This window comes from Mycobacterium kubicae, from assembly GCF_015689175.1.
GTDB lineage: Bacteria > Actinomycetota > Actinomycetes > Mycobacteriales > Mycobacteriaceae > Mycobacterium > Mycobacterium kubicae.
Window position 1 is genome coordinate 137,972 of sequence record NZ_CP065047.1, and the last position, 20,845, is coordinate 158,816.

24 protein-coding genes are annotated in these 20,845 nt (G+C 65.0%); 12 read left to right on the forward strand and 12 right to left on the reverse strand.

All coding sequences use genetic code 11. The annotated features are described in order from the left end of the window. Positions 1-34: 34 nt before the first annotated feature. Positions 35-754, reverse strand: coding sequence for a TetR/AcrR family transcriptional regulator (locus I2456_RS00680; RefSeq protein WP_085074361.1), 720 nt, complete (start codon positions 752-754; stop codon positions 35-37). 113 nt (positions 755-867) lie between these two features. On the opposite strand from I2456_RS00680, the gene I2456_RS00685 reads away from it, so the two are divergent. Genes I2456_RS00685 through I2456_RS00710 form a run of 6 tightly spaced genes read left to right on the forward strand, consistent with a single transcriptional unit; the run spans position 868 to position 6,194 of the window. Then, on the forward strand, positions 868-2,010 hold the full coding sequence (locus I2456_RS00685) for a VOC family protein (RefSeq protein WP_085074360.1): 1,143 nt from the start codon (positions 868-870) through the stop codon (positions 2,008-2,010). Next, entirely contained in the window at positions 2,007-2,945 is a 939-nt protein-coding gene (locus tag I2456_RS00690) for a fumarylacetoacetate hydrolase family protein (protein ID WP_068024195.1), read from the forward strand. The genes I2456_RS00685 and I2456_RS00690 overlap by 4 nt, the downstream gene beginning before the upstream one ends. Further along, the gene (locus I2456_RS00695; protein ID WP_163703879.1) at positions 2,942-3,115 is read left to right on the forward strand and encodes a hypothetical protein; all 174 of its coding nucleotides are present in this window, start codon (positions 2,942-2,944) and stop codon (positions 3,113-3,115) included. Before I2456_RS00690 ends, I2456_RS00695 begins: the two co-directional genes overlap by 4 nt. Beyond that, the gene (mhpA, locus tag I2456_RS00700; protein WP_085074359.1) at positions 3,112-4,719 is read left to right on the forward strand and encodes a bifunctional 3-(3-hydroxy-phenyl)propionate/3-hydroxycinnamic acid hydroxylase MhpA; all 1,608 of its coding nucleotides are present in this window, start codon (positions 3,112-3,114) and stop codon (positions 4,717-4,719) included. The genes I2456_RS00695 and mhpA overlap by 4 nt, the downstream gene beginning before the upstream one ends. After that, on the forward strand, positions 4,719-5,921 hold the full coding sequence (locus tag I2456_RS00705; RefSeq protein ID WP_085074358.1) for a cytochrome P450: 1,203 nt from the start codon (positions 4,719-4,721) through the stop codon (positions 5,919-5,921). Before mhpA ends, I2456_RS00705 begins: the two co-directional genes overlap by 1 nt. Before the next feature lie 27 nt (positions 5,922-5,948). Next, entirely contained in the window at positions 5,949-6,194 is a 246-nt protein-coding gene (locus tag I2456_RS00710) for a lysophospholipid acyltransferase family protein (protein WP_085074357.1), read from the forward strand. 103 nt (positions 6,195-6,297) lie between these two features. On the opposite strand, the gene I2456_RS00715 is transcribed toward I2456_RS00710, so the two are convergent. Together I2456_RS00715 and I2456_RS00720 are read right to left on the reverse strand one after the other, a co-directional pair. Continuing rightward, entirely contained in the window at positions 6,298-6,939 is a 642-nt protein-coding gene (locus tag I2456_RS00715) for a dihydrofolate reductase family protein (RefSeq protein ID WP_068024205.1), read from the reverse strand. Positions 6,940-7,008: 69 nt separating this feature from the next. Continuing rightward, the gene (locus I2456_RS00720) at positions 7,009-7,524 is read right to left on the reverse strand and encodes a MarR family winged helix-turn-helix transcriptional regulator (protein ID WP_116672308.1); all 516 of its coding nucleotides are present in this window, start codon (positions 7,522-7,524) and stop codon (positions 7,009-7,011) included. An 87-nt stretch (positions 7,525-7,611) separates the two neighbouring features. On the opposite strand from I2456_RS00720, the gene I2456_RS00725 reads away from it, so the two are divergent. Continuing rightward, the gene (locus tag I2456_RS00725; RefSeq protein ID WP_068024316.1) at positions 7,612-8,586 is read left to right on the forward strand and encodes an NmrA/HSCARG family protein; all 975 of its coding nucleotides are present in this window, start codon (positions 7,612-7,614) and stop codon (positions 8,584-8,586) included. Between the two features lie 7 nt (positions 8,587-8,593). Here the strand turns inward: I2456_RS00725 and I2456_RS00730 are convergent, their stop codons facing one another. Both I2456_RS00730 and I2456_RS00735 read right to left on the reverse strand, forming a co-directional pair. Next, positions 8,594-9,493: an NAD(P)-dependent oxidoreductase gene (locus tag I2456_RS00730; protein WP_068024211.1), complete on the reverse strand. Its 900-nt coding sequence runs from the start codon at positions 9,491-9,493 to the stop codon at positions 8,594-8,596. Positions 9,494-9,580: 87 nt separating this feature from the next. Then, positions 9,581-10,573, reverse strand: a complete 993-nt coding sequence (locus I2456_RS00735; protein ID WP_205880194.1) for an alpha/beta fold hydrolase — start codon at positions 10,571-10,573, stop codon at positions 9,581-9,583. A 125-nt stretch (positions 10,574-10,698) separates the two neighbouring features. Between I2456_RS00735 and I2456_RS00740 the strand changes: the two genes are divergently transcribed. Next, positions 10,699-11,505: an SDR family oxidoreductase gene (locus I2456_RS00740; protein WP_068024323.1), complete on the forward strand. Its 807-nt coding sequence runs from the start codon at positions 10,699-10,701 to the stop codon at positions 11,503-11,505. Between the two features lie 29 nt (positions 11,506-11,534). Here I2456_RS00740 and I2456_RS00745 read toward each other — a convergent pair whose 3' ends face one another. Together I2456_RS00745 and I2456_RS00750 are read right to left on the reverse strand one after the other, a co-directional pair. Beyond that, positions 11,535-12,422 carry a helix-turn-helix transcriptional regulator gene (locus tag I2456_RS00745; protein WP_139823171.1) on the reverse strand — a complete coding sequence of 296 codons (888 nt, stop codon included), beginning with the start codon at positions 12,420-12,422 and terminating at the stop codon, positions 11,535-11,537. A gap of 171 nt (positions 12,423-12,593) precedes the next feature. Beyond that, positions 12,594-13,229, reverse strand: a complete 636-nt coding sequence (locus I2456_RS00750) for a TIGR03086 family metal-binding protein (RefSeq protein WP_085074355.1) — start codon at positions 13,227-13,229, stop codon at positions 12,594-12,596. An 87-nt stretch (positions 13,230-13,316) separates the two neighbouring features. Here I2456_RS00750 and I2456_RS00755 point away from each other — a divergent pair, with 87 nt between their 5' ends. After that, on the forward strand, positions 13,317-13,730 hold the full coding sequence (locus tag I2456_RS00755; protein ID WP_068024221.1) for a MarR family winged helix-turn-helix transcriptional regulator: 414 nt from the start codon (positions 13,317-13,319) through the stop codon (positions 13,728-13,730). A gap of 23 nt (positions 13,731-13,753) precedes the next feature. Here the strand turns inward: I2456_RS00755 and I2456_RS00760 are convergent, their stop codons facing one another. Together I2456_RS00760 and I2456_RS00765 are read right to left on the reverse strand one after the other, a co-directional pair. Beyond that, positions 13,754-14,785 carry a fused (3R)-hydroxyacyl-ACP dehydratase subunits HadA/HadB gene (locus I2456_RS00760; protein WP_085074432.1) on the reverse strand — a complete coding sequence of 344 codons (1,032 nt, stop codon included), beginning with the start codon at positions 14,783-14,785 and terminating at the stop codon, positions 13,754-13,756. A gap of 105 nt (positions 14,786-14,890) precedes the next feature. Next, positions 14,891-15,700, reverse strand: a complete 810-nt coding sequence (locus I2456_RS00765) for a DNA-formamidopyrimidine glycosylase family protein (protein WP_085074354.1) — start codon at positions 15,698-15,700, stop codon at positions 14,891-14,893. A gap of 135 nt (positions 15,701-15,835) precedes the next feature. Here I2456_RS00765 and I2456_RS00770 point away from each other — a divergent pair, with 135 nt between their 5' ends. Further along, the gene (locus I2456_RS00770; RefSeq protein ID WP_068024226.1) at positions 15,836-16,651 is read left to right on the forward strand and encodes an SDR family NAD(P)-dependent oxidoreductase; all 816 of its coding nucleotides are present in this window, start codon (positions 15,836-15,838) and stop codon (positions 16,649-16,651) included. Here I2456_RS00770 and I2456_RS00775 read toward each other — a convergent pair. After that, entirely contained in the window at positions 16,648-17,520 is an 873-nt protein-coding gene (locus I2456_RS00775; protein WP_085074353.1) for an oxygenase MpaB family protein, read from the reverse strand. The two genes, I2456_RS00770 and I2456_RS00775, sit on opposite strands and share 4 nt — an antisense overlap. Positions 17,521-17,582: 62 nt before the next feature. Here I2456_RS00775 and I2456_RS00780 point away from each other — a divergent pair, with 62 nt between their 5' ends. Both I2456_RS00780 and I2456_RS00785 read left to right on the forward strand, forming a co-directional pair. Further along, a complete protein-coding gene (locus I2456_RS00780; protein ID WP_085074352.1) occupies positions 17,583-17,924 on the forward strand; it encodes an ArsR/SmtB family transcription factor in 342 nt (113 codons plus the stop codon). 3 nt (positions 17,925-17,927) lie between these two features. Continuing rightward, positions 17,928-18,413: an SRPBCC family protein gene (locus I2456_RS00785; RefSeq protein WP_068158355.1), complete on the forward strand. Its 486-nt coding sequence runs from the start codon at positions 17,928-17,930 to the stop codon at positions 18,411-18,413. 9 nt (positions 18,414-18,422) lie between these two features. On the opposite strand, the gene I2456_RS00790 is transcribed toward I2456_RS00785, so the two are convergent. Together I2456_RS00790 and I2456_RS00795 are read right to left on the reverse strand one after the other, a co-directional pair. Further along, entirely contained in the window at positions 18,423-20,084 is a 1,662-nt protein-coding gene (locus I2456_RS00790) for a catalase (RefSeq protein ID WP_085074351.1), read from the reverse strand. 162 nt (positions 20,085-20,246) lie between these two features. Continuing rightward, the gene (locus I2456_RS00795) at positions 20,247-20,831 is read right to left on the reverse strand and encodes a sigma-70 family RNA polymerase sigma factor (protein WP_085074350.1); all 585 of its coding nucleotides are present in this window, start codon (positions 20,829-20,831) and stop codon (positions 20,247-20,249) included. Between the last annotated feature and the right edge of the window lie 14 nt (positions 20,832-20,845).

A 20,845-nucleotide genomic window follows, 5' to 3' on the forward strand; every position in this document is an offset into this window, starting at 1 on the left:
GTGAGGTCGGAGCGTCGCGAATGGCAGAACGAAATTAGCGAGTGGGCGGCTCGGGTGATGCGATCGGTGTTGGCCAATTCGCGGGCGAGTCACGCAATGTCGACACGTCCGGCAGCGGCTTCTCGCATATCGCCCGGGCTTGCTTGGGGGTCATTCCCAACGTTCGCAGCAGACGTTCGGTGACTTCATCGACTGTCGCGTCGGCGTCGCGCTCGGGTCGTTCCCGCAGCAGCACCGCCAAGCCGACGAACATCCCGCCTGCGATGGCAAGACCGAGTTCTGGATCGGAGATGGTGAACCGGCCCCGTTCGACCGCCGCGGTGATGTCACGCAGCGCCCGCGGGGATAGCCCGCGATCGGACAGGATGAGGGACCCGCTGTGGGCCAATAGCATCGCCGCTTCCTGCGGGCGGTATCGGAACAGTCGTCCGCTCAGGCGGTAATTCGCGGCGAAGGCCTCGGCCGGGTCGCAGATGGATGCGGTGAAACCGTCGAGTAGGGCGCCAAGGTTGTCGAGGGCATCGGTCACGGCCGCCTCGAACAACTGTTCTTTGCTGTCGAAGTGGTTGTAGAAGGACCCCATTCCGACGTCCGCGGCTTGGGTGATCTCCAGGATGGGGACGCTCAGTTTGCCCTGCGCGATGAACTGCTGAGCGGCGCGGATGAGCGCGCTGCGCGTGCGCATCTTGCGGCGCTCGAGACGGTTGACCGGCACAGTAGGCGACTGGTGAGCGTCGCGTCCGTGCGCGTCCATGCGGTGGACTATATCAGCTGGCTTCAACTCTGATGGTTTCGTCAGAATGTCTTGACTGAGTATCTGATCGCATGTGACGATTTCCTCAATTAGAGCGACGAAGAGGCAGACGTATGACGGATGTAGTGACCCCGGTGGTCGACGGACACAAGAATCTCCACGGTGAACGGGGAGCGCTGCGCGGCGAACACCCCGGCCGGTCGGGCGATCCGATCATTCGGGTCGCCGATATAGCGTGGCTGGAGTTCGACAAGCCCGACCTCATGCGGGCTGAGGCATTCGCCCGCGCCTTCGGCTTCGGCATCGCCCTGCGCGATCCGGCCCAGCTTCATCTGAGAGGCACCAAGGCTGGGGGTCCGTGCGTCATTCTGCGCCGCGGCCAGCGGATGCGCTTCAGCGGCTTGGCATTTCGCGCCGCGGAGGAAATCGACGTTTTGCGTCTGGCCGATAAGACCGGAGTCCCGGTGCACCGGCTTCCTGAGTCGGTCGGGGGTGTCGCGGTGCAGTTGACCGACCCGAGCGGCGTGGCGGTCAAGGTCGTCACCGGGCTTCACGAGTTGCCGGCCCAGCCCGATCAGCCCCCGCAAGTGAGCAACGTCGGCTCAGTCGACGGGCGCATCAACGCCACAGTCCGGCCGCCGCGGGTTCCTGCCCGCGTGCAGCGTCTGGGGCACGTGGTGCTGCAGTCCACCACGTACCTGCGAACTCTGAACTGGTATCTGGACACCTTCGGGATGATCGTCAGCGACTTCCTGTTCTTCCCGGGGCAGCGTGCCCGTGGTCCGGCGATGAGTTTCATCCGCTGCGACCGCGGCGCAACCCCGGCCGACCATCACACGTTGGCACTGGCTCTGGGCCCGGCCAACCGCTACGTCCACTCTGCCTACGAAGTCAGCGATCTCGACGCGCTGGCCGCCGGCGGCGAATACCTCAAGGACCGCGGCTACTACCGGTCCTGGGGTATCGGCCGCCACATCCAGGGCAGCCAACTCTTCGACTATTGGCGCGATCCCGACGGCTTCCTGGTCGAGCACTTCGCCGACGGCGACATGTTCGACAACACCCTCGAACCCGGCTGGTCGCCCTTCACCGCGAGCGGCCTCGCGCAATGGGGCCCGCCCGCCACAAGGGACTTCCTCGACGCCAGCCCACGCGCCGCGCGCCATCAGGTGACCGCAATGCTCACCGCCCTGCGCGGCGACAACGAAATCGACCTCAACCGCCTCATCGGCCTGCTGAAAGTAGCGACGTCGTGACCACTACCGTCCTTCGCACGGCGACCGGCTGGTGGGTGCAGACGCCCACCGGCGCCGCCCCAATCCACACCCCGGCGAACAGCACTGGCGAATTGCTGGCCGACCGGGCCGCGGTCGACGCGGCGGCTACCGCCGGCGGCACCGTCGCGATCGACGAGCTGCAACTGCTCTCCCCGGTCACCGCGCCATGCCGCGTCATCGCGCAGATGACCAACTTCGAATCGCATGTCAACGATTCGGGTATGGACCCGAAAACCACTCCGCTGACGTTCTTTCGGAAGTCATCGGCCTCCATCACCGATCCCTTCGGCGAGATCATCCGGCCCGCGCATGTAGCGCTGTTGGATTACGAGGTCGAGATCGGTCTGGTCGTCGGAAGAGACATCCCGCTGGGCGTCCGCATCACGGACGCCAACCTGTCCGACTACATAGCCGGCCTGGTGATCACCAACGACGTGTCCGCTCGCGACATCCAGCTTCCCCAAACACAGTTCTACGAGGCCAAGTCGTATCCGACCTTCACGCCGGTCGGGCCCGCGCTGGTGCTCGTCGACGCCGCAGAGCTGGCCCGCTTCGGCGACCTCCGGCTACGACTGAGCGTCAGCGGCGAGGAGCGCCAGAACGCGGTCGTCGACGGGGACATGCTGTATCGACCGCTGCAGGCGCTGCAGTCGCTGACGCGGTTCCAGAACCTGGCCGCCGGTGATCTCATCCTCACCGGGACACCAGCAGGCACCGCGCTGAGCGCGCCCCCGAAACCGATCGAAGTGATCGGCAACTTTCTGCCCCCGGCGGTCAAGTGGAAGGCGTTCTTCGCCCGGCAGGCCAGAAACCCGAAGTACCTGCAGCACGGCGATGTCGTCGAGGCGGCGGTCGCCACCGACGACGGGGCCATCGACCTCGGCGCACAGCGGTTGACGGTGCGGCACGCATGAACGCTGACTTGCGGTGGCAGGCTTCTTACCCGCCCGAAGACCCGCGAGCGGCCGTCATGCGCGCCGGGAAGCTGTGGCCTGACCGTGCTGCGATCACGGATCTGTCGGGCGAGGCCGTTCACCGGGCCAGCGCCCGCCACACCGTCGGTCAACTCGGCTACGAGCAATGACGCACGGCCTCAACGACGTAGCAGTCGAGCATGTGCCGGTCGCCGTGGTGGGCGGCGGCCCCACCGGGGTCACCGTCGCTACCCTGCTGGCCCAGTACGGGGTGGACACCCTGGTCCTCGACCGGTGGCCGCAGGTCTACGCGCAACCGCGCGCGGTGCACCTCGACGACGAGGTCCATCGTGTGCTGGCGCGGCTTGGCGTTGCCGCGGAGTTCGCCAAGATCTCTCGCGCGGCCCACGGCTTACGGCTCGTCGAGCGCGATTTGTCGGTGCTGATTCAGTTCGAGCGCGATACAGCGTTGACGCGCAACGGTTTTCCGGCGGCCAGCATGTTCGATCAACCAGAGCTCGAGCATCTCCTCCGCCGCAACCTCGCTCGCCATCCGCATGCCCGGTTCCGCGGCGGCGTCGAAGTTCTCGACATCACCACAGCCGCCGCGGTACGCCCGCTGCGACTGAAGGTGCGCGACCGCAGCAGCGGTGCCGAATCGGTGATCACCGCCGACTACGTGCTGGGATGCGACGGCGCCAACAGCATGGTGCGCACCGCGATCGGTGCCACGATGCGCAACCTGAGATTCGATCAGCGCTGGCTGGTGGTCGACATCACTACGACCGTCGACCTGAACCAATGGGAAGGCGTGCACCAAGTGTGCGACGCCGGCCGCGCAGGGACGTACATGCGGATCGGCCCTACGAGGTATCGCTGGGAATTCGCGCTCCTCGAGCACGAATCGGCCGACGACTACACCACCCTGGCCGCGCTTCGGCCGCTGATCGGCCCGTGGACGCGCCACGTCGCCGACGCCGACATGCAGATAATGCGGGTCGCGGAGTACACGTTTCGTGCCCAGATCGCCGACCGCTGGCGCCACGGAAATCTCTTCCTGCTCGGTGACGCCGCCCACCTGACCCCGCCGTTCATCGGCCAGGGCCTGGGTGCGGGACTGCGCGATGCGATGAATCTGGCCTGGAAGATCGCCGGGGTGCACCACGGTGATCTACCACCGGAGGTGCTCGACAGCTACGAGACCGAGCGCCGGCCCCATGCCCGCGCCATGATCACCCTCGCGCTCAACGTCGGACGCGCGATGACCGCCGGCGGCCGGCTCGGCACCGCGATACGACGACTGCTGCTGCCCAGGCTGCACCTGGTGCCCGGTCTGCGCGCCAAGGTCACCGACTCCGAAACCCCGCCGCTGCGGCGCTCACTCCTGATCAAGCGCACCCTGTTCACTCGCCGCATCACCGGACGTCTCTGCCCTAATGCGTTGCTCGACACGGGCCGTCGCCTCGACGACGAGCTGGACCAAGGATTCGGATTGGTGTCGACGGTCGCACTGACGTCCGCGCAGCGCGAGATGGTGTCTGCGCGCGGTGCCCGCGCCGTACACGCCTCTGCCGGGTCCGAATTGGCCCGCTGGCTGAACCGCCACCACGTCAAGGCTGCGGTGGTGCGACCCGACCGCACCGTGATGATCGCCGGCCGTGACGTCACCACAGCGTGCCGGGCCCTGCCGCTGTTCCTGCTGAACCATCCGGGGGCCACCTCGCGGACGCCGGTGCCCCCTCCGCATCGCGCCCCCCGGAAAGGGATCGCGTGATGTTTCGTCATCCCACGGACGTGCCGGTGTACCGGCCGGACATCTACACCACCTCGGCGATCCTCGATCCCTACCGGCACTACTGCGCCATGCGGGAGCTCGGACCCGTCGTATGGCTGCCCCGCCACCGCCTCTACGGCCTGCCGCGCTACGCCGAGTGCAAGGCCACCCTGCGCGACGACGGCGTCTACCTGTCCGGACACGGTGTCGCGGCCAATGCCATCGCCAACCGACTGTCGCGCGGGACCACACTCAACAGTGACGGCGCTGACCACGACCGACGCCGCAAACTCGTCGCGCACCGATTGATGCCCCGCGCGCTGCGCGCTCTCGGCGACGACGTCGACGTACAGGCTCGCTCCCTCGTCCAGCGCGCCGTGCACCGCGGCAGTGTCGATGCGGTGACCGACCTGGCCACTGCTCTCCCGCTGGCCGTGGTTCCCGACATGGTCGGGTGGCCCCGCGACGGTCGCGCTCACCTGCTGGATTGGGCCGCAGCGACTTTCGACATCCTCGGGCCGCTGAACCGGCAGGCCGTCAGAGCCGTGCCGCGCAGTCTGCAGATGCTGCGCTTCGCGCGTCGCGTCGTCCGCGAGCGTGACGTGCTGCCCGGCAGCATGGCGCACGAACTGCTCAGCGCCGTTGACGAGGGCACCCTGACCGTCGAGGAAGTGCCGCCACTGCTGATCGACTACCTCGGCCCGTCGCTGGACACCACGATCAGCGCCATCTCCAGCGCCATCTACCTGTTCGCCACCCACCCCGACCAGTGGCAGCTCCTCAAAGAGGAACCCTCGCTGCTTCCCAACGCCGTCAACGAAGTGGTGCGCTTCGAGTCGCCGCTACGCGCCTTCACCCGAAAAGCGCTGCGCGACAATGAGATCAATGGTACGCAGATACCGGCAGGTGCCCGGGTGCTCGTCCTCTATGCTTCGGCCAACCGTGACGAACGCGAGTGGAAACACCCCCACCTCTTCGACATCCGCAATGACGCTGGGCGTCACGTCGGTTTCGGTAACGGTGCCCACGCCTGTGCCGGTCAAGGCCTTGCTCGTCTGGAGACCACCGCGATGCTCAAAGCGCTCATCGATCTCGTCGACCGCATCGAGATCACCGCCGAACCCACGTGGGTTATCAACAACGTCATTCACCGCCACAAACAGCTTCCGGTGCGGCTCGTCGCCAATAGCGCGCAGCGGTAGCAGAGGATTGCGCCATGACCGGCCCGGTTGGCCATCGAGGCCGGCGTCCCCATCGTCCCCATCATCACCGCCGGTGCTGGGGAATCCCTTTTCGTGATTTCCAGCGGTGAACGCCTGGCTCGCGCGCTTCGGCTCGACAAGCTTCTTCGGGTCAAACCGGCTCCGCTCAGCGTCTCCCTTCCCTGGGGGCTCAGCATCGGCGCCGTCGGCCTACTCCCATACCTCCCGCTGCCCACCAAGCTGCGAACCCGAGCGTTGCACTCACCGACATGACCGCCTCGCGAGTCCCCCTCATCGGATGACCATGGCCCGCTGCGCGTCTCATTGCGCGCAGAAGGCCACCGGGGCACCTTGTGGTGGGACGCGAAGCAGCAGCCTAATTGCTGCCCAGCCCACGATCGGGTGCACTCATGTCACCGGTAGTAGGGATGCCGTCGGCCAGGCCGTAGCGGAGGAAGACCGTGCCCTTCCCACCGGATGCCGGCGGTTCGAGAAGGGTGAGGTTCGTGGGCACCACGCCACCGTCGAACACCTTCTTGCCCTCGCCGAGCATGATGGGGTGCAGCCAGAGGTCGATGCGGTCGAACAGCTTCTCGCGCAACAAGGTTCGTACCAAGTCGAGACTGCCGACGACCTTGATGTTTTCGTGTCGATCGCGAATCTCGCGCACCGCGCCGGCCAGGTCCGCGCCGAGTTGGGTGGACCCGCGCCACGACAGATCCGGTCGGCCGCGCGAAGCCACGTACTTCGGCACGCTGTTGAACAGCGTGGCGATGTCGTTGTCCTCGCCACCTTCCTGGTGTGGCCAATAAGCGGCGAACATGTCGTACGTCCGCCGACCGAGTAGGAGGGCGTCCGTTCCCTCGTACGCTGCACCTACCTGGGCGCCGGTGACCTCGTCGATCAGTGGCGCCTGCCAGCCACCGAAGGAGAATCCAACTGGGTCTTCCTCGGGGCCCCCGGGCGCCTGCCCGACGAGGTCGAGGGTCGCGAAAAGTTCGATGCAGATGAGGCCCATGCCTTGCTCCCAACATTCGGTCAGTGCGGTCGGGAGGTTAGACCTCCGAGCGCACGCAGACTCATCGCGTCAACCGCCACTGCGATGGTCGAGACGTCGCAGTTGCCCGTCGGTGTAGTCCGACCGGTTCTCCTGAATAGCAGCGATGACGTCCTCGGAGGCCTGGCGGAAAATTGCAAGGCGCTCCCGGCCCAGCACGTCGATGAACAGCCGGCGCACTCGGGCGGCGTTCGCGGGCGCGGCCGAGCCGATCGCCGCCCTGCCAGCAGCGGTAAGCACGATCTGCGGAAAGCGCGAATCACCGTGCGGGTCGGGCTCGCGGCTGACCAGTCCTCGCTTCTCCATCCGGCCAAGGTGATGAGATAACCGACTCTTCTCCCACGATGTGGCCCGGCCTAATTCGTAGGCGCGCAGGCGTCCCGCCGGCGCCTCGGAGAGGTTCACCAAGATCTCGAAGTCGGCAGCCGAGAGACCGAATTCGCGCTGCAGGTTACTGGCCAGGTGTCGTTCGAGCAGGTGATGCATGTCGACGAAACTTCGCCATGCCGCCTGCTCGTCCGCATCGAGCAGCCACTGTTCGTCCATAGCGCAGATCTTACTGCGTCGGGTTGACATATCAACTCAAAGAGGTATCGTCGTTTGGGTTGACATATCAACCAGGAGGCGATGAGCATGACAGAGAAGAAGTTGATATCCGTGGTCGGGGCTACCGGGTCACAGGGTGGCGGCTTGGTAAAGGCGATCCTCGACAATCCCGACGGGCAATTCAGCGTGCGCGCGCTCACTCGTAATGCGCAGTCCGCGACCGCTCGCAAGCTGGCCGCCGCCGGTGCTGAAGTGGTGGAAGCGGATTTGGACGACGGTCCAAGCGTCCGCCGTGCTTTCGAGGGCGCACACGGGGCGTTCGTCGTCACCAACTATTGGGCCGAGTTGTCATCCCAAGCCGAGGGCGTGCGGACGAGAGCGGAAAGGGAACTGGCGCAGGCTGATTCGGCGGCGCGCGCGGCCAAGGAGGCCGGCGTCGAACACGTGGTGTGGTCCACATTGGAGGACACTCGTGACTTCTTCGGCGACGACGACCGGGTACCGACCGTCGAGGAGCGGTTCAAGGTTCCGCACTTCGATGCCAAGGCCGAGGCTGATGCATTGTTTCGTCAGTACGGGGTGCCCACAACGTTTCTGCGCACCGCGCTGTTCTTCGAGGGCTTCATCAACTCCTTCCCACCGCGACGTGGTGCTGACGGCGCAGTCAGTTTGACCCTGCCCATCGCCGACCAGCCGATGCCCGGCATCGCCGTGGGCGACATCGGCAAGACGGCACTGGAACTCTTCGCGCGCGGCGAGGCATACATCGGCAAGACCGTCAGTATCGCTGGCGATCACCTCACCGGCGAGCAGTATGCCGCCGCGCTGAGTGACGCTCTGAAAGAACAAGTGACCTATCGACCCATGACCTGGGACGCCTTTCGGAAGCAAGGGTTTCCCAGCGCGGTCGAAATGGGCAACATGTTCCAGTACTACGCGGAGAACTCGGCAGCCTTCGTCGGTGCCCGCGACTTGGCCAAAGTGCGCGAACTCAACCCGCAACTGCAGTCCTTCCCGGACTGGCTTTCGTTGCATAGCGGGGAAATAGCGGTGGCGGACTGATGTCCGCTCAGCTGTCGGCTCCCGATGTCAGTCCGGCGGCGTGTCTTGCCGTCTCGTAGAGCGCGACGTAGTCGGTGTCGCGGTACCCGTATCCGATGGCGGCTTGGATCAGTTGCTGCGTCGCGGCGCCCAGCGGTAGCGGAACCTCCAGCGTTCGTGCTGCAGCTAGGGCCAAATCGAAGTCTTTACGCATATTCACCGTGGTCAAGGTGGCTTCGTAGTCGCGGTTACGGATGGCGCTGCCTTTGTGCCGAATGAAGATTGAGCCCAAGACCGAACCGTCGAGGAAGTCGAGGAACGCTGCGGGTGAAACGCCGCCCTTTTCGGCCAACGTGGTGGCTTCGGCGAGGGCCTGGGTGAGCACTCCCAGCATGAGGTTGTGGCATAGCTTCACCAGTCGGGCTTCTTCGCCGGTGCCGCTGTAGACGACCGTGCCAGCGATCACCTGTAGGTAGTCGCGGGCCCGATCGAACGCCTGGCGTGACCCCGACGAGACGATGGCGGCTGCGCCGTCGGCGACCATCACCGGGTTTCCACTGATGGGTGCGGACAGCAGCTCACTGCCCAGACCTCGTGCGGTCTCGCGCACTTCAGCGGCGGACTCCACCGACACCGTCGAGCAATCGACAATGATCGACGGAACACCCTCGCCGCTCAACAGCCCGCCAGGTCCGATTGTCACCGCCAGCAGGTCAGTGGACGAAGTCACCGTGGTGAACACAATGTCGCAGTGGGCAAGATCGGCGATGCTGCCGGCTTGCGTGGCGCCCAACTCGAGCAGGGGGCCCGTCTTGTCGGCAGTCCGATTCCACACGGTGACGGCAATGCCGGCGTTGAGTAAGCGCGCGGCCATGGCTGTGCCCATCCGCCCGGTTCCCAGCCAGCCGATCCGGTGGTTTGTGTGCATGGTGTGCCTTTCTGTGCGTGAATGAAGCCCAAATACTGTGAGAGATAACCGGACTGGTCTCCGAACACCGCGCGTTGTGTCCGCGTGTCAGGACGCACGGTAGGAGGCAAGGAACTCGTCGAGGACAGCGAGCACTTCGTGGGGCGCTTCTTCCGCGGGGAAGTGCCCGCAGCCGGCCAGCACGATATGCGCGTGCACGTGCTCGGCGACGGGATTCATGGTCGCCGCGACCAAGTCCCCGGTGGAGCGATCTCCGGCAATCGTCAACACTGGTGCCGACAACTGGCGCTGGCTGCGCCGGGCGTTCTGCTCGATGGTGCTGCCGAGTTCTTGGTATGGGGCGAAGCTGCCGTGTAGGGCGTCGGGGCCCGTGGTCAGTGCATCGATATAGACGTCGACTGCGTCCGGGGGCAGCGGTGTCACGGCCTTGTGCTCGAACTGCCAGCCGAAGAACAACCGTTCCCGTCCCGCGACGAGCTCCTCACTGAGGTCGGTAATTCTGTTGAAACCCCAGTGCCACAGTGCATTCGACGTCTCTTGAGCGCGCAGTAGGTCGCGGTCCGGGGTGAGCCCGGGAACCGCGGCTTCGAGGAACGCCACTCGTTCGACCCGTTCAGGGTGATCAGCCGCCAAGGCGTAGGCGATCCACATGCCTACGTCGTGGCCGACCACCGCGAAACGTTCGTGGCCCAACTCGTCCATCACGGCGACCATGTCGTCGGCCAATGTCGCGCTGTCGTACCCCTCGGCGGGCTTATCCGATAGGCCTACGCCGCGACGGTCGGCAGCCACGACTGTGAAGTGACGGGCCAGCGAGGGCATCACGAGACGCCACGCGTACCACGTCTCGGGCCAGCCATGCAGTAACAACACCGGTGGACCGGCACCACCGACGACCGCGTGAAGTCGCACGTCACCTGAGTTCACCCAGCGGCTGGTGAAGAGATCACCGAATTCGCGAGGCAACCCTCTTGTAGTGGTCGCCGCGCCGGCCCGGTCGGGTTGTGCCGCGCGGCCGCTCGAATCGATGACCAACTTTCCTTTCCCACCGGCCGCACACGACTTCAGCCTCACCTTCACAATAAGACGGTCGCTGTCGCGATTAGGGTCCGCAATCTGTCGGAAATTGCTGCGCCTCAACCCGATCTTGCTCCGCCGAGGCGACCGACCTCCCAAGAGTGCACCAACGGGCCAATAGTGTGTCCATGACCGAATCACCGGTGCCCACAACGTCTGCACCGCATCTCATCTCGGGTAGGCCGCTGGCCGGTCGAGTCGCTGTTGTCACGGGCGCATCCAGTGGAATAGGGGAAGCCACCGCGGCTCGACTCGCTGAACTGGGCGCCAGCGTTGCCCTCGTCGCTCGACGCGGTGATCGGCTCGACGCGCTGCAGGAACGCATCGCAGCTGCCGGTGGCCATGCGCTCGCGCTGCCGACCGACGTCCGCGACCGTTCCAGCGTCCTGGCCACCGCGGAGCGGGTCGCGGGCGACCTGGGTGTCGTCGACTTGGTCTTCGCCAACGCCGGTATCCAGCTCATCTCCAGCATCACCGACCTTGCCGTCGACGACTGGGACACCCAGGTGACAACCAACGTGGGCGGGGTGATGAACGCGATCCAGGCATTCGTCCGGCCGCTGCGCGAGGCGGCATCCCACGGCCGGCCGGCGGATTTGATCACGACATCGTCCATTGCCGCGGTTCGTATCCTCGACCGATTCCAGGTCTACTCGGCCACCAAGGCCTACATCACCCAGCTGTCCCGGCTACTGCGTACCGAACTTGGTAAGGAGAAGATCCGGGTCTCGACCATTGAGCCGGGCATGGTCGACACCGAACTTCCCGACCACGTGACAGATCCGAGCGCGACCAAGTTAATGGCGGATTTGATCGAGCAGATCGATGTTCTGCGGTCAGAGGACATTGCAGAACTCGTAGCATTCATAGCCGCCCTGCCCAAACACGTTAATCTCGCCGAAGTCATCGTGTTGCCAACCGAACAAGCCATTTGAGCGTCCGATGGCCCGGCAGGACGCAGGTTTCAGAGTCGGTAGTAGCTGCTGGGTGGGACTCCGTAGTGCTGACGGAACACGGCGGTGAAGCGTCCCACGCTGGCATACCCGCACAACGATGCGATCGCGGACACGGTATGCCGTTGTGACGCCAACAGTTCTGCGGCGCGCTGCATCCGCAGCTCAGTAAGGTAGCGGTGTGGTGTCATCCCGACTGATGCTTTGAAGGCCCGGAGGAAATGGAATTTGCTCAGGTGCACTTGCTTGGCCAAATCCGCCAGGGCGATTTGGTCGGGTAAGTGCGCATGCATGTAATCCACGACGCAGTTCATCGCGCGCTGCGATAGCCCACCCGATGCGTTGGCTTGCGCTGCGGCACCCGCAGTCGATGGGGAAAGAAGTTGCGCCGCAAGGGCTTGTGCCAACGAATCGGCGACCACGGCCTCCGCCTGCCGACGCAGAGCACTGTGTAGCGCCCGCAAAATGGCGGCCGCGACGAGATCTTTTAGATCAAGAGCGTCTAAATCTGCTATGCGCGACGCACGTGGCAGGTCCGCACGGGTCGTTTCGAGTAACTCCGACGGCAGGTGCACATGCAAGGTCATACGAGGGCTGGAGTTGATCATGTGCCAGCGCAATGTATCTGAGCTGCCGGGAGCGGTCAGACCTATAGTGCCACTGTGATATTGGGCGGCCTGCCAGCGACCGCCGACGCGCGACTGCACCTGAAGCGGTCCCAGCAGGCCCATGACCACCAGCAGATCCGGTGTCGCTGGCGTGGTGAATTCTGTTGCCACCGCTGGCTGCTCGATGACCTCAACAAGTGAGGAGTCCCAATCCAAGGCCGCACTCGAAGACACCCGCTTGCCCGGCAGGTGGCGGTGCGACGACAGACTCGCCAGCGCCAGCGAAGTCACGACGGCACCGAACTTGCAGGATTCCGCTGCGACCACCGTGCCGAGCCGGACACCATCCCCGTACCGCCCTTTCGGATCAACACTTCGTGAGCTGACGGTACCCCGTCCATGCCGCTCAGGCAGCGTGGCGTTCGGTGACGCTCACCTTTTGCGCATCGCCACGCAACGGCGCTATGTCGCAGCCCTCGAACACTCTCGGGTCCAATTCGGATTCCGCCCGAGGTGGCGCAGGATTCGATCGAGGTTCGTCACACTCGGGGCGTCGAGGGCACGCGCGAACGGTACGGCCGAGGTGTCGCGGTAGTCGCCGTCGGGTATGGCGAGAGCCAAGGGCAGCGCCGCGTCGATGACGTCGCTGGGCAGGGCATAGGTGACGCCCAGCGATGCGGCGACGTCCCAGCCGTGGACCACGTAGTCGATGAAGTGGAAGCCAATGGCGATGATTCCCGGGAACGTGGCATTAGGCCCGAAGTCCGGCAGCGCAAACGAAGCCTGAAGTACCGCGTCGTCGGTGAAGGCGGCCAACACGTCGTTCGCCGCGGCGACGTACGTCTCGATAACACCGGCGGCGGTCGCACCCGCCAGGGTGTCGACTCGCCACACGTCGGCGTCATCCCCGAACCCCCTTGCGGCAGCGGCGAATCCGCGATGTTGTGCGGTCATGTGGGCGAGCAGGTCGTTCAGGTTCCACCCGGCGCACGGCGTAGGCGCATCGAGGTCAGCTCCCTCGACGGAGTTGACGACCGCAATGGAGTTCAACACGGTGACGCGATGGAGCCTACGGATGTCTTTCAGATCAGTATGCATCTGCCTACCATAAGCATCTACATATGATTGTGCAACGCTTAATATGTGGCCGTGCCGCCGAAGCCCCGTCGTGACGACCTCGCAGCCATGCTGCACCCGTTGCTCAGAGATCTTGTGGCGGCCGAACTGCCGATCCTGGCCGCGCATGACACGACCATGTGGGGATACGTGGTGCTCAACGCGCTGGACAAAGCGCCGGTACGCACGCAGGCCGCCCTGGCCGATGCAATCGGCGCCGACAAGACACGGATTATCGGCACACTCGACGAGCTGCAGCAGCGCGGCTACATCGAGCGCACTCCCGATCCCGACGATCGCCGAGTGCGCCTGCTGAAGATCACCCCGGCGGGTCGCGCGGCCAAGAATGCGGTGCAATCCGACATCCAACGCGGGGAGGAACGCTGGCTCTCCAAACTGACGGCCGAGGAGCGCAGCGTCTTCCTTCGTGTGCTCGCTCGGCTGAGCGGCGCTGAAGCCCGATCCGCGCAGAACTCGACCTAGGCGCCGCTATCGGGCACCGCTGATCAGCGGAAGCGTACGTTCATCGTCGCCAGGCCGAAGATCTTGCGGCCACCGGACTTTGCCCCGACGATGACGACACCGGTGCGGGTGGCCGGATCCAATGACTTGATCCGGCCGCTGTACTCGATATCTGCGCCGTCGCTGGCCGACACGATCGCAGGCGCAGAAAGCCGCACCGCGTAGCGCGTCACAGCGCCGGGATCACCGGACCACGCCGACAAGAAGCCGGCCCCCAGACCCATGGTGAGCATCCCGTGGGCGATCACGTCGGGCAGCCCGGCCACCTTGGCGATGCCCTCATCCCAGTGAATGGGGTTGGCGTCCCCGGCTACGCCGGAATAGTTCACCAGATCACCGCGCGACAGGCGGGCGTGGTGTACCGGGAGCTCGTCGCCGACTTTCACTTCATCGAAGGACGGCGTGCCGGGCGTTCGGGTAGCGCCTCCCTCGGCGATCCGGATCTCTCCGTCGGGACGCACCGTCTTTTGGTAAGCCGCGTCGGATTCCTCGCTTCCGAGGATGTTCACGTCGTGCATCATCGCCCGCTGGACAACCGCCTTGATCGCGGGATCGACTTCCTCGGCCGTGACGCCGACGACCGTGGTGTGCAGGGTGTGCACGCGTTCGCCGGCGGTGTCGGTGAACGTGTTGGTCACGGTGATCAGATCTCTGCCGGCGACCTTGCGCACCGATGACAACTCGACGTCGATGTGCAGTTCGTCCCCGGCCACGATCGGACGGTGCTGCTCGAAGACCTCTTCGGTCTGCACGTAGGTGTCGTAACCGACGACCACCGACTCGAACATGCGGCGATTACAGGTCATACCCGGAACCGACGTGAACGTCAGGGGGGCCACCAGGTCCGAATATCCCAACTCCGCCGCGGCTTCGACTTCCCAGTGTGCAGGGTGGTAGTCCTGCACGGCACGGGCGTACTCGCGCACCTTCTCGCGGCCGACGACGTAGGTGTGGCCCATCCGGTAGTAGTGGCCCACCCGCGATTCGATCGTCGATGCTTCTGCTGCTGCAGTCATGAATTCGCCCAACCGTTCTGTCGGCTTGTTCGCTGAGTCCGACCACAGCACAGTAACGGCTTATCCGATCGAGACGACGCAGGTCGTCAGTGCGAAACGCGATCGTCAGCGGCCCTCGGGTGTCTGACCTGGCTGGCAACGCGGGCACCACCAGGTGCGGCGGCGCTCCGGGTCGTTCGGGATCTCGGCGACCACCTGGACCTCGGTACCGCATCGTAGACATGGCCGACCCGCACGTCCGGCCACCCAGTGTTGCTCGCCTTTGCGCCGCATTCCGGTGGTGACTTGCATGGCGCCGGGAAGCGTAGCCGAATGGCGCAACGCCCGCGCTCCGACCTCCAGCAACGCGCGCACGTCGACCTCACCCACCGGCGTCCACGGGTAGTGGCCGCGCAGGAAACACAGTTCGTTCGCCCACAGGTTGCCGAACCCGGCGACGCAGCGTTGGTCCAAGAGGGCGGCGACGAGGGGGCGGTCCGGATCACCGGCGACCCGGCGGGTCGCCTCGGCGATATCCCAGTCGTCCCGCAGTGGGTCGGGGCCGAGGTGGCCGACGACACACGCCTCATCCCGGGTGCGAAGGAGTTCGACCACCGGAAGCCGTATCCCGTAAGCCGCCGGGCCGTCGGTGCGTAACACGACCCGAACGTCGGGCATCACCGATCGCGGTAGCCAGCGACCGGCCTGCGAAACAGTCCAGGACCCAGACATCTTCAGATGCGTGTGCAGGGTGAGATCTCCGGAGAATCTGGTCAGCAGGTGCTTGCCATGTGTGACGTGCGCCAGCACCAACCGCCCGCCGATGTCCGCCGTGGCGTAAGCCGGCACCCGTAGGTCGGCGTGGGTCAGGACGCGACCGCGCAGGGCAGCGTCCAGACGGCGGGCCAGCGCGTAGACGGTGTCGCCTTCGGGCACATGCTCAATCCTGCCCGCACCCGGCGGCCCGCGAACCACGCTCAATGAATCGGACAAGTCGGCGCGGCCTGAGCAGCCCCAATGGGTATAAGGGCAATGACATCGCTTCACCGGAGAGGCCAAAGGAGCACAGTTATGCAGTCCGTCAGCGGAACCAACGTCCTAGTCACCGGGGCCGCCATGGGCCTGGGCAAGCTGTTCGCCACCCAAGCTGTCAAGGAAGGTGCCGCGGCGGTGGTGCTCTGGGACGCCAACGAGGCCGCGCTGAAGGAGACCGCAGCCGAGTTGGAAGCGGCTGGCGGCAAGGTCCTTTACGAAGCCGTCGACGTCACCTCCCAGGACCGGGTGACCGAAGCCGCCGAGCGCGTCCGCACCGACATCGGCACGATCCATGTGCTGTTCAACAACGCTGGCATCGTGCGTGGCAATGGCTACTTCTGGGAGAACGAGCCGCGCGACTTCCTACTCACCGTGGAAGTCAACTCGATCGGTCCCATGCTGGTGACGCGGGAGTTCCTGCCCGCGATGATCAAGTCCGGCACGCAATGCCGCATCGTCAACATCGCATCGTCGGCCGGACTGAACGCCATCCCGCGCATGGCCGCGTACGCCGCCTCCAAGTGGGCGGCGATCGGATTCTCCGACTCCGTGCGGCTAGAGCTCGAACAGGCCGGCCATGATCGGGTCAAGGTCACCACGGTCTGCCCGACCTACATCAACACCGGCATGTTCGACGGCGCCAAAGGCATCCTGTTCACCCCGATGCTCGAGCAGGAGGACGTCGTGGACCGGACGTGGCAGGCGATGCTGGCGGGCCGCCCATTCGTCGTCATGCCATGGACGTCGAAGCTCAACAAGGTGCTCTCCGCAGTGCTACCCGTCCGGCTGCGCGACGTGTATCTCCGGCGCGTCGGCGTCTACAACTCCATGGACGAGTTCCAGGGCCACTAGTGGTCGGTGCTCGACGGCATCACCCAGCGAATGCCTCCGACGAGTAACCGGCCGGCCGCGCGCGTCACGGTCGCCTCTACCGGCGGAGCGTAGGGGAGCAGCAGAGGCAGCCGCGCCCACCTGGGCAGCATCGCGACCGCGGTAGCCGCCAGCACCCCGTACACGGGCCGGACCGGCAGCGCCAACGGCGGAGTCAGCAGCAGGAACCGCGCAGCGTCGCGCGCGGCGGCCGTTCCCCGCAATTCGGGGCGATAGGCGTTGATCCGGTCGTGCAATTCCCCTTCCGAGCGCGGCGGATCCGGCACGCCAAGCGCTGATGCCACGACGGCCATGTCGGCTACGTAACCGTCCCGCCCAGCCTGGCCGAAGGGGGCCGCACCGTACATCTGATAGGCCAGCAAGAAGCTGTCCACTTCGGCGATGTGAACCCATTCGAGCAAATGCGGATCCGACGCGTGATAGGGCCGGCCATCCGGTGCGACGCCGTGCACGTACTCATGGATGCGCCGAACGTGGTCGACGGCCCGCTGGGCATCGGCAGCGCAACCGAACGTGGTCTCGGCCAGGAATGTGCTGGTGCGCTGGAGGCGTCCCCACGGATCGCCTCGATAGTCGGAATGCTCGGCGACGCCGGCCATGGCCAGCGGGTGCAGAGACTGCAGCAGCAAGGCCCGCAGCCCGCCCACGAACATTGCCGCGTCCGCGTGCACCCGCCGAATCGGACGGTCGTCGTCGAACCACCGCGCTCCCGGGGTGCCGTGTATGCGCTCTCGATTCGCCGGCCCCTCAGGCCCAGCCACCATCGCGAACAACTTGCTCCCCAGGTCGCGCCGAACCGCGCTGACCGCCTTCGAAACAGGCACAGTCATAGCTCCACCGTACGAGCCGGAAGTCTTGACAACATACAACCGATTGGTTGTATGTTGTGTGCGTGACCGTAGACAGCGAGGACCGGGCGGACGCCTTGTTTCACGCGCTTGCCGACCGGACCCGGCGCGACATCATGCGCCGAGTGTTGACCGGGGAACACTCGGTTTCGGCGCTGGCGGTGAAGTACCAGATCAGCTTCGCAGCGGTGCAAAAGCACGTCGTCGTCCTGGAGAAGGCGGGCTTGCTCACCAAGCGACGCAGCGGTCGCGAGCAGCTGGCCAGCGGCGACGTGGCGGCGGTGCGGTCGGTGGCGTCCATGCTCAGCGATCTGGAGCAGGTATGGCGCGACCGCGTCGCGCGCATCGACGAACTCATCTCATCCGACACGATCAAGGAGGACTGAACAATGCCGGTGACCGACGTCCAACATGACCTGGACAACCTGACCCTGACCATCATCGCCGACTTCGCCGCGCCGGTGGAGCGGATCTGGCAGGTCTACGCCGACCCGCGGCAACTGGAAAAAGTGTGGGGGCCGCCGAGCTATCCGGCGACCGTGGTCGACCACAACCTGACACCCGGCGGCCGCGTCACGTACTTCATGACCGGCCCAGAGGGCGACAAGCACGCCGGCTACTGGCAGATCACTGCCGTCGACGAGCCGACAAGCTTCTCCTTCATCGACGGCTTCGCCGACCTGGACTTCAACCCGGACCCAGGGCTGCCCGTCTCGAAGAACGTCTACACCTTCACTGAACACGACGGCGGCACCCGCGCGACGTTCGTCAGCACCTACGAGTCGGCCGAGGCGCTTCAGCAGGTACTGGACATGGGCGTCGTGGAAGGCGCGTCGTCGGCGATCAACCAGATCGACGACTTGGTCGCTTCCTGAAGCCGCCGCCTACTGGCTGGCCACCGACACGTGCTCGTTGGGCACGCAGTGGGTCATCGTCATGCCCGCGACGTCGCGCGGGCCGTTCTTGCCGAGGTTGGCCCGGCGCTGCTCTTCGTCGTCGGACAACGTCTGCGATTTCAGCGGCTCCAGGTGACGGACGTCATCGGGTGTGATGCCAAGCCCCTGCCCGACCCGAATTCCCAGTTCGTCGTCGCACATGAGGAAGTGCCACACCATGCGTTCCTGCACCTCGCGCACGGCCTCAGAGATACCGTTGACCAGGTTGAGCACCAGGTCGTCCTTCTCCCATTGCTCCATCAGCTGGTAGCGCTGACCGGCCTGGGTGTAGTCGTCGGTGCGCGGAATCCGCTTCTTGGTCAGACGCCCGCGGATCTCGGGGCCGACCTCGTCTTGACGTGGGCTGCTCGCCTCGCGGAGACCGCCGGTGATCGACGGCTCGTAATTCACGTGTGGGTTGGCCCCGTTGTTGTCGACGCGGTACTGCATCTGGCCGCCCTGCTGGTTGGTCGACACCTTGGTGTTCTTGGCTTGATTCACCGGAAGCTGCAGATAGTTCGGCCCGACCCGGTAGCGCTGAGTGTCGGAATAGGAGAACGTCCGCCCGACCAGCATCTTGTCGTCGGAGAACTCCAGCCCGTCGACGAGCACGCCGGTGCCGAAGGCGGATTGTTCGTTCTCGTTGAAGTGGTCGGAGACGTTGCGGTTGAGCACCATCGTGCCGACCAGCTTCGGCGGGAACTCGTTCTCCGGCCACACCTTGGTGTCGTCGAGTGGGTCGAAGTCCAGTTCGGGGTGATCGTCGTCGCTCATCATCTGGACCAGCAGGTCCCATTCGGGATAGTCGCCGGCCTCGAGGGCTTCGTAGAGGTCCTTGCTCGCGTGTGCGAGGTCTTGAGCCTGGATGGCCGCGGCGTCCGCCTCGGTCAGGCTCTTCACCCCGATCTTGGGCATCCAGTGGTATTTGACCAGGCGGCTCTCCCCGTCGGCGTTGACCCACCGGTAGGTGTTGACGCCGAAGCCTTGCATGGTGCGGTAGTTGGCCGGGATGCCGCGCGGGGAGAACAAGTTGACCAGCATGTGCATCGACTCGGGAGTCTGGGACATGAAGTCGAAGATGCGCGCGGGCTCCTGCCGGAAGGTGACCGGATCCGGCTTGAGCGCGTGAATGACGTCTGGGAACTTGACCGCATCGCGAATGAAGAAGACGCCGAGATTGTTGCCGACCAGATCCCAGTTGCCGTCTTCGGTATAGAACTTCACCGCGAATCCCCTTGGGTCGCGGGCGGTTTCCGACGAGTCGCGACCGCCAATCACTGTGGACAACCGGATGACCAGATCGGTGCGCTTGCCCGGCTCGGCGAAGATTTTCGCTCGGGTGAACTTCGCGACCGGCTCGTCGCCCCACTTACCGGTGGACTCGAAATAGCCGTATGCGACAAAGCCGCGAGCGTGCACGACCCGCTCCGGTATCCGTTCCCGGTCGAAATGACTGATCTTCTCGAGGAAGTGGTAGTTCTCCAGGGTTGCCGGGCCGCGGGCGCCGATCGTCCGCTGATTTTGATTGTCGTAGATCGGGTGACCTTGCCGGTCGGTCAGGATGTCCCGGGTGTCGTCGGGGTCGGGTTGCAGTGAGGACACATCGGTCATGTCTTGCTCCTGGTCGGTTGGGGGTCAGCACAAGGTCCCCCGAATCGAGACCTGGACATGGCGACACGTCATGCCTGGGCCGTCTTATCGAAAGGTCTGCCTATGGCGGCGTACCCCGACGTCCCGTGCTGAAACAAGCGGCCCGGGGGACCGGTCAGTGAGCTATCCGGCGAGCCCGTGCTCCGAAGCCAGGTCGGCCAACAGCACGCGCAATCGGCGACGGGCAGTGGACAGGCGTGACGTCACTGTTCCGATGGGGATGTTCAGCATGTCTGCGATTTCTCGATAGTGGTATCCGTGGACGTCGGCGTAGAAGACAGTGGTCCTGAAGTTCTCCGGCAACGCTTCGAGCGCTTCGATGATCTTCTGATTGGGGAGTTTTTCGAGAACGTCGAGTTCTGCGGCCCGGCATTCCGCGGAGTCATGATGCTGGCGACTGCTTGCTTGCTGCCAGTCGGTGATGTCGGCGCTGAGCTGTAAAGCCGGGCGGCACAAGGACTTGCGATGGTTGTTGATCCATGTGTTGCGCAAGATGCGGTATAGCCATGCATTCAAGCGCGACCCTTCAGTGAAGAGGTGAAAACGACTGTATGCCTTGAGCATGGTGTCCTGGAGCAGGTCCTCGGCGTCAGCGCTATTGCGCGTCAGCCGCCGAGCGGCGGTGTAGAGGTCGTCAAGCAGCGGAACCACGTCACGTTCGAAGCGCATCTTCAATTGGGCGGCGCTGTCGGGGTAATCGGTGCTCATGGAGATATGGTTGC

What these genes read in the sequence shown, in the direction of transcription:
- I2456_RS00680 (WP_085074361.1), bottom strand. Translation starts at nt 754, where the DNA reads ATGGACGCGCACGGACGCGACGCTCACCAGTCGCCTACTGTGCCGGTC.
- I2456_RS00685 (WP_085074360.1), top strand. Translation starts at nt 868, where the DNA reads ATGACGGATGTAGTGACCCCGGTGGTCGACGGACACAAGAATCTCCAC.
- I2456_RS00695 (WP_163703879.1), top strand. Translation starts at nt 2,942, where the DNA reads ATGAACGCTGACTTGCGGTGGCAGGCTTCTTACCCGCCCGAAGACCCG.
- mhpA (WP_085074359.1), top strand. Translation starts at nt 3,112, where the DNA reads ATGACGCACGGCCTCAACGACGTAGCAGTCGAGCATGTGCCGGTCGCC.
- I2456_RS00705 (WP_085074358.1), top strand. Translation starts at nt 4,719, where the DNA reads ATGTTTCGTCATCCCACGGACGTGCCGGTGTACCGGCCGGACATCTAC.
- I2456_RS00715 (WP_068024205.1), bottom strand. Translation starts at nt 6,939, where the DNA reads ATGGGCCTCATCTGCATCGAACTTTTCGCGACCCTCGACCTCGTCGGG.
- I2456_RS00720 (WP_116672308.1), bottom strand. Translation starts at nt 7,524, where the DNA reads ATGGACGAACAGTGGCTGCTCGATGCGGACGAGCAGGCGGCATGGCGA.
- I2456_RS00725 (WP_068024316.1), top strand. Translation starts at nt 7,612, where the DNA reads ATGACAGAGAAGAAGTTGATATCCGTGGTCGGGGCTACCGGGTCACAG.
- I2456_RS00730 (WP_068024211.1), bottom strand. Translation starts at nt 9,493, where the DNA reads ATGCACACAAACCACCGGATCGGCTGGCTGGGAACCGGGCGGATGGGC.
- I2456_RS00740 (WP_068024323.1), top strand. Translation starts at nt 10,699, where the DNA reads ATGACCGAATCACCGGTGCCCACAACGTCTGCACCGCATCTCATCTCG.
- I2456_RS00750 (WP_085074355.1), bottom strand. Translation starts at nt 13,229, where the DNA reads ATGCATACTGATCTGAAAGACATCCGTAGGCTCCATCGCGTCACCGTG.
- I2456_RS00755 (WP_068024221.1), top strand. Translation starts at nt 13,317, where the DNA reads ATGCTGCACCCGTTGCTCAGAGATCTTGTGGCGGCCGAACTGCCGATC.
- I2456_RS00760 (WP_085074432.1), bottom strand. Translation starts at nt 14,785, where the DNA reads ATGACTGCAGCAGCAGAAGCATCGACGATCGAATCGCGGGTGGGCCAC.
- I2456_RS00770 (WP_068024226.1), top strand. Translation starts at nt 15,836, where the DNA reads ATGCAGTCCGTCAGCGGAACCAACGTCCTAGTCACCGGGGCCGCCATG.
- I2456_RS00775 (WP_085074353.1), bottom strand. Translation starts at nt 17,520, where the DNA reads ATGACTGTGCCTGTTTCGAAGGCGGTCAGCGCGGTTCGGCGCGACCTG.
- I2456_RS00785 (WP_068158355.1), top strand. Translation starts at nt 17,928, where the DNA reads ATGCCGGTGACCGACGTCCAACATGACCTGGACAACCTGACCCTGACC.
- I2456_RS00790 (WP_085074351.1), bottom strand. Translation starts at nt 20,084, where the DNA reads ATGACCGATGTGTCCTCACTGCAACCCGACCCCGACGACACCCGGGAC.
- I2456_RS00795 (WP_085074350.1), bottom strand. Translation starts at nt 20,831, where the DNA reads ATGAGCACCGATTACCCCGACAGCGCCGCCCAATTGAAGATGCGCTTC.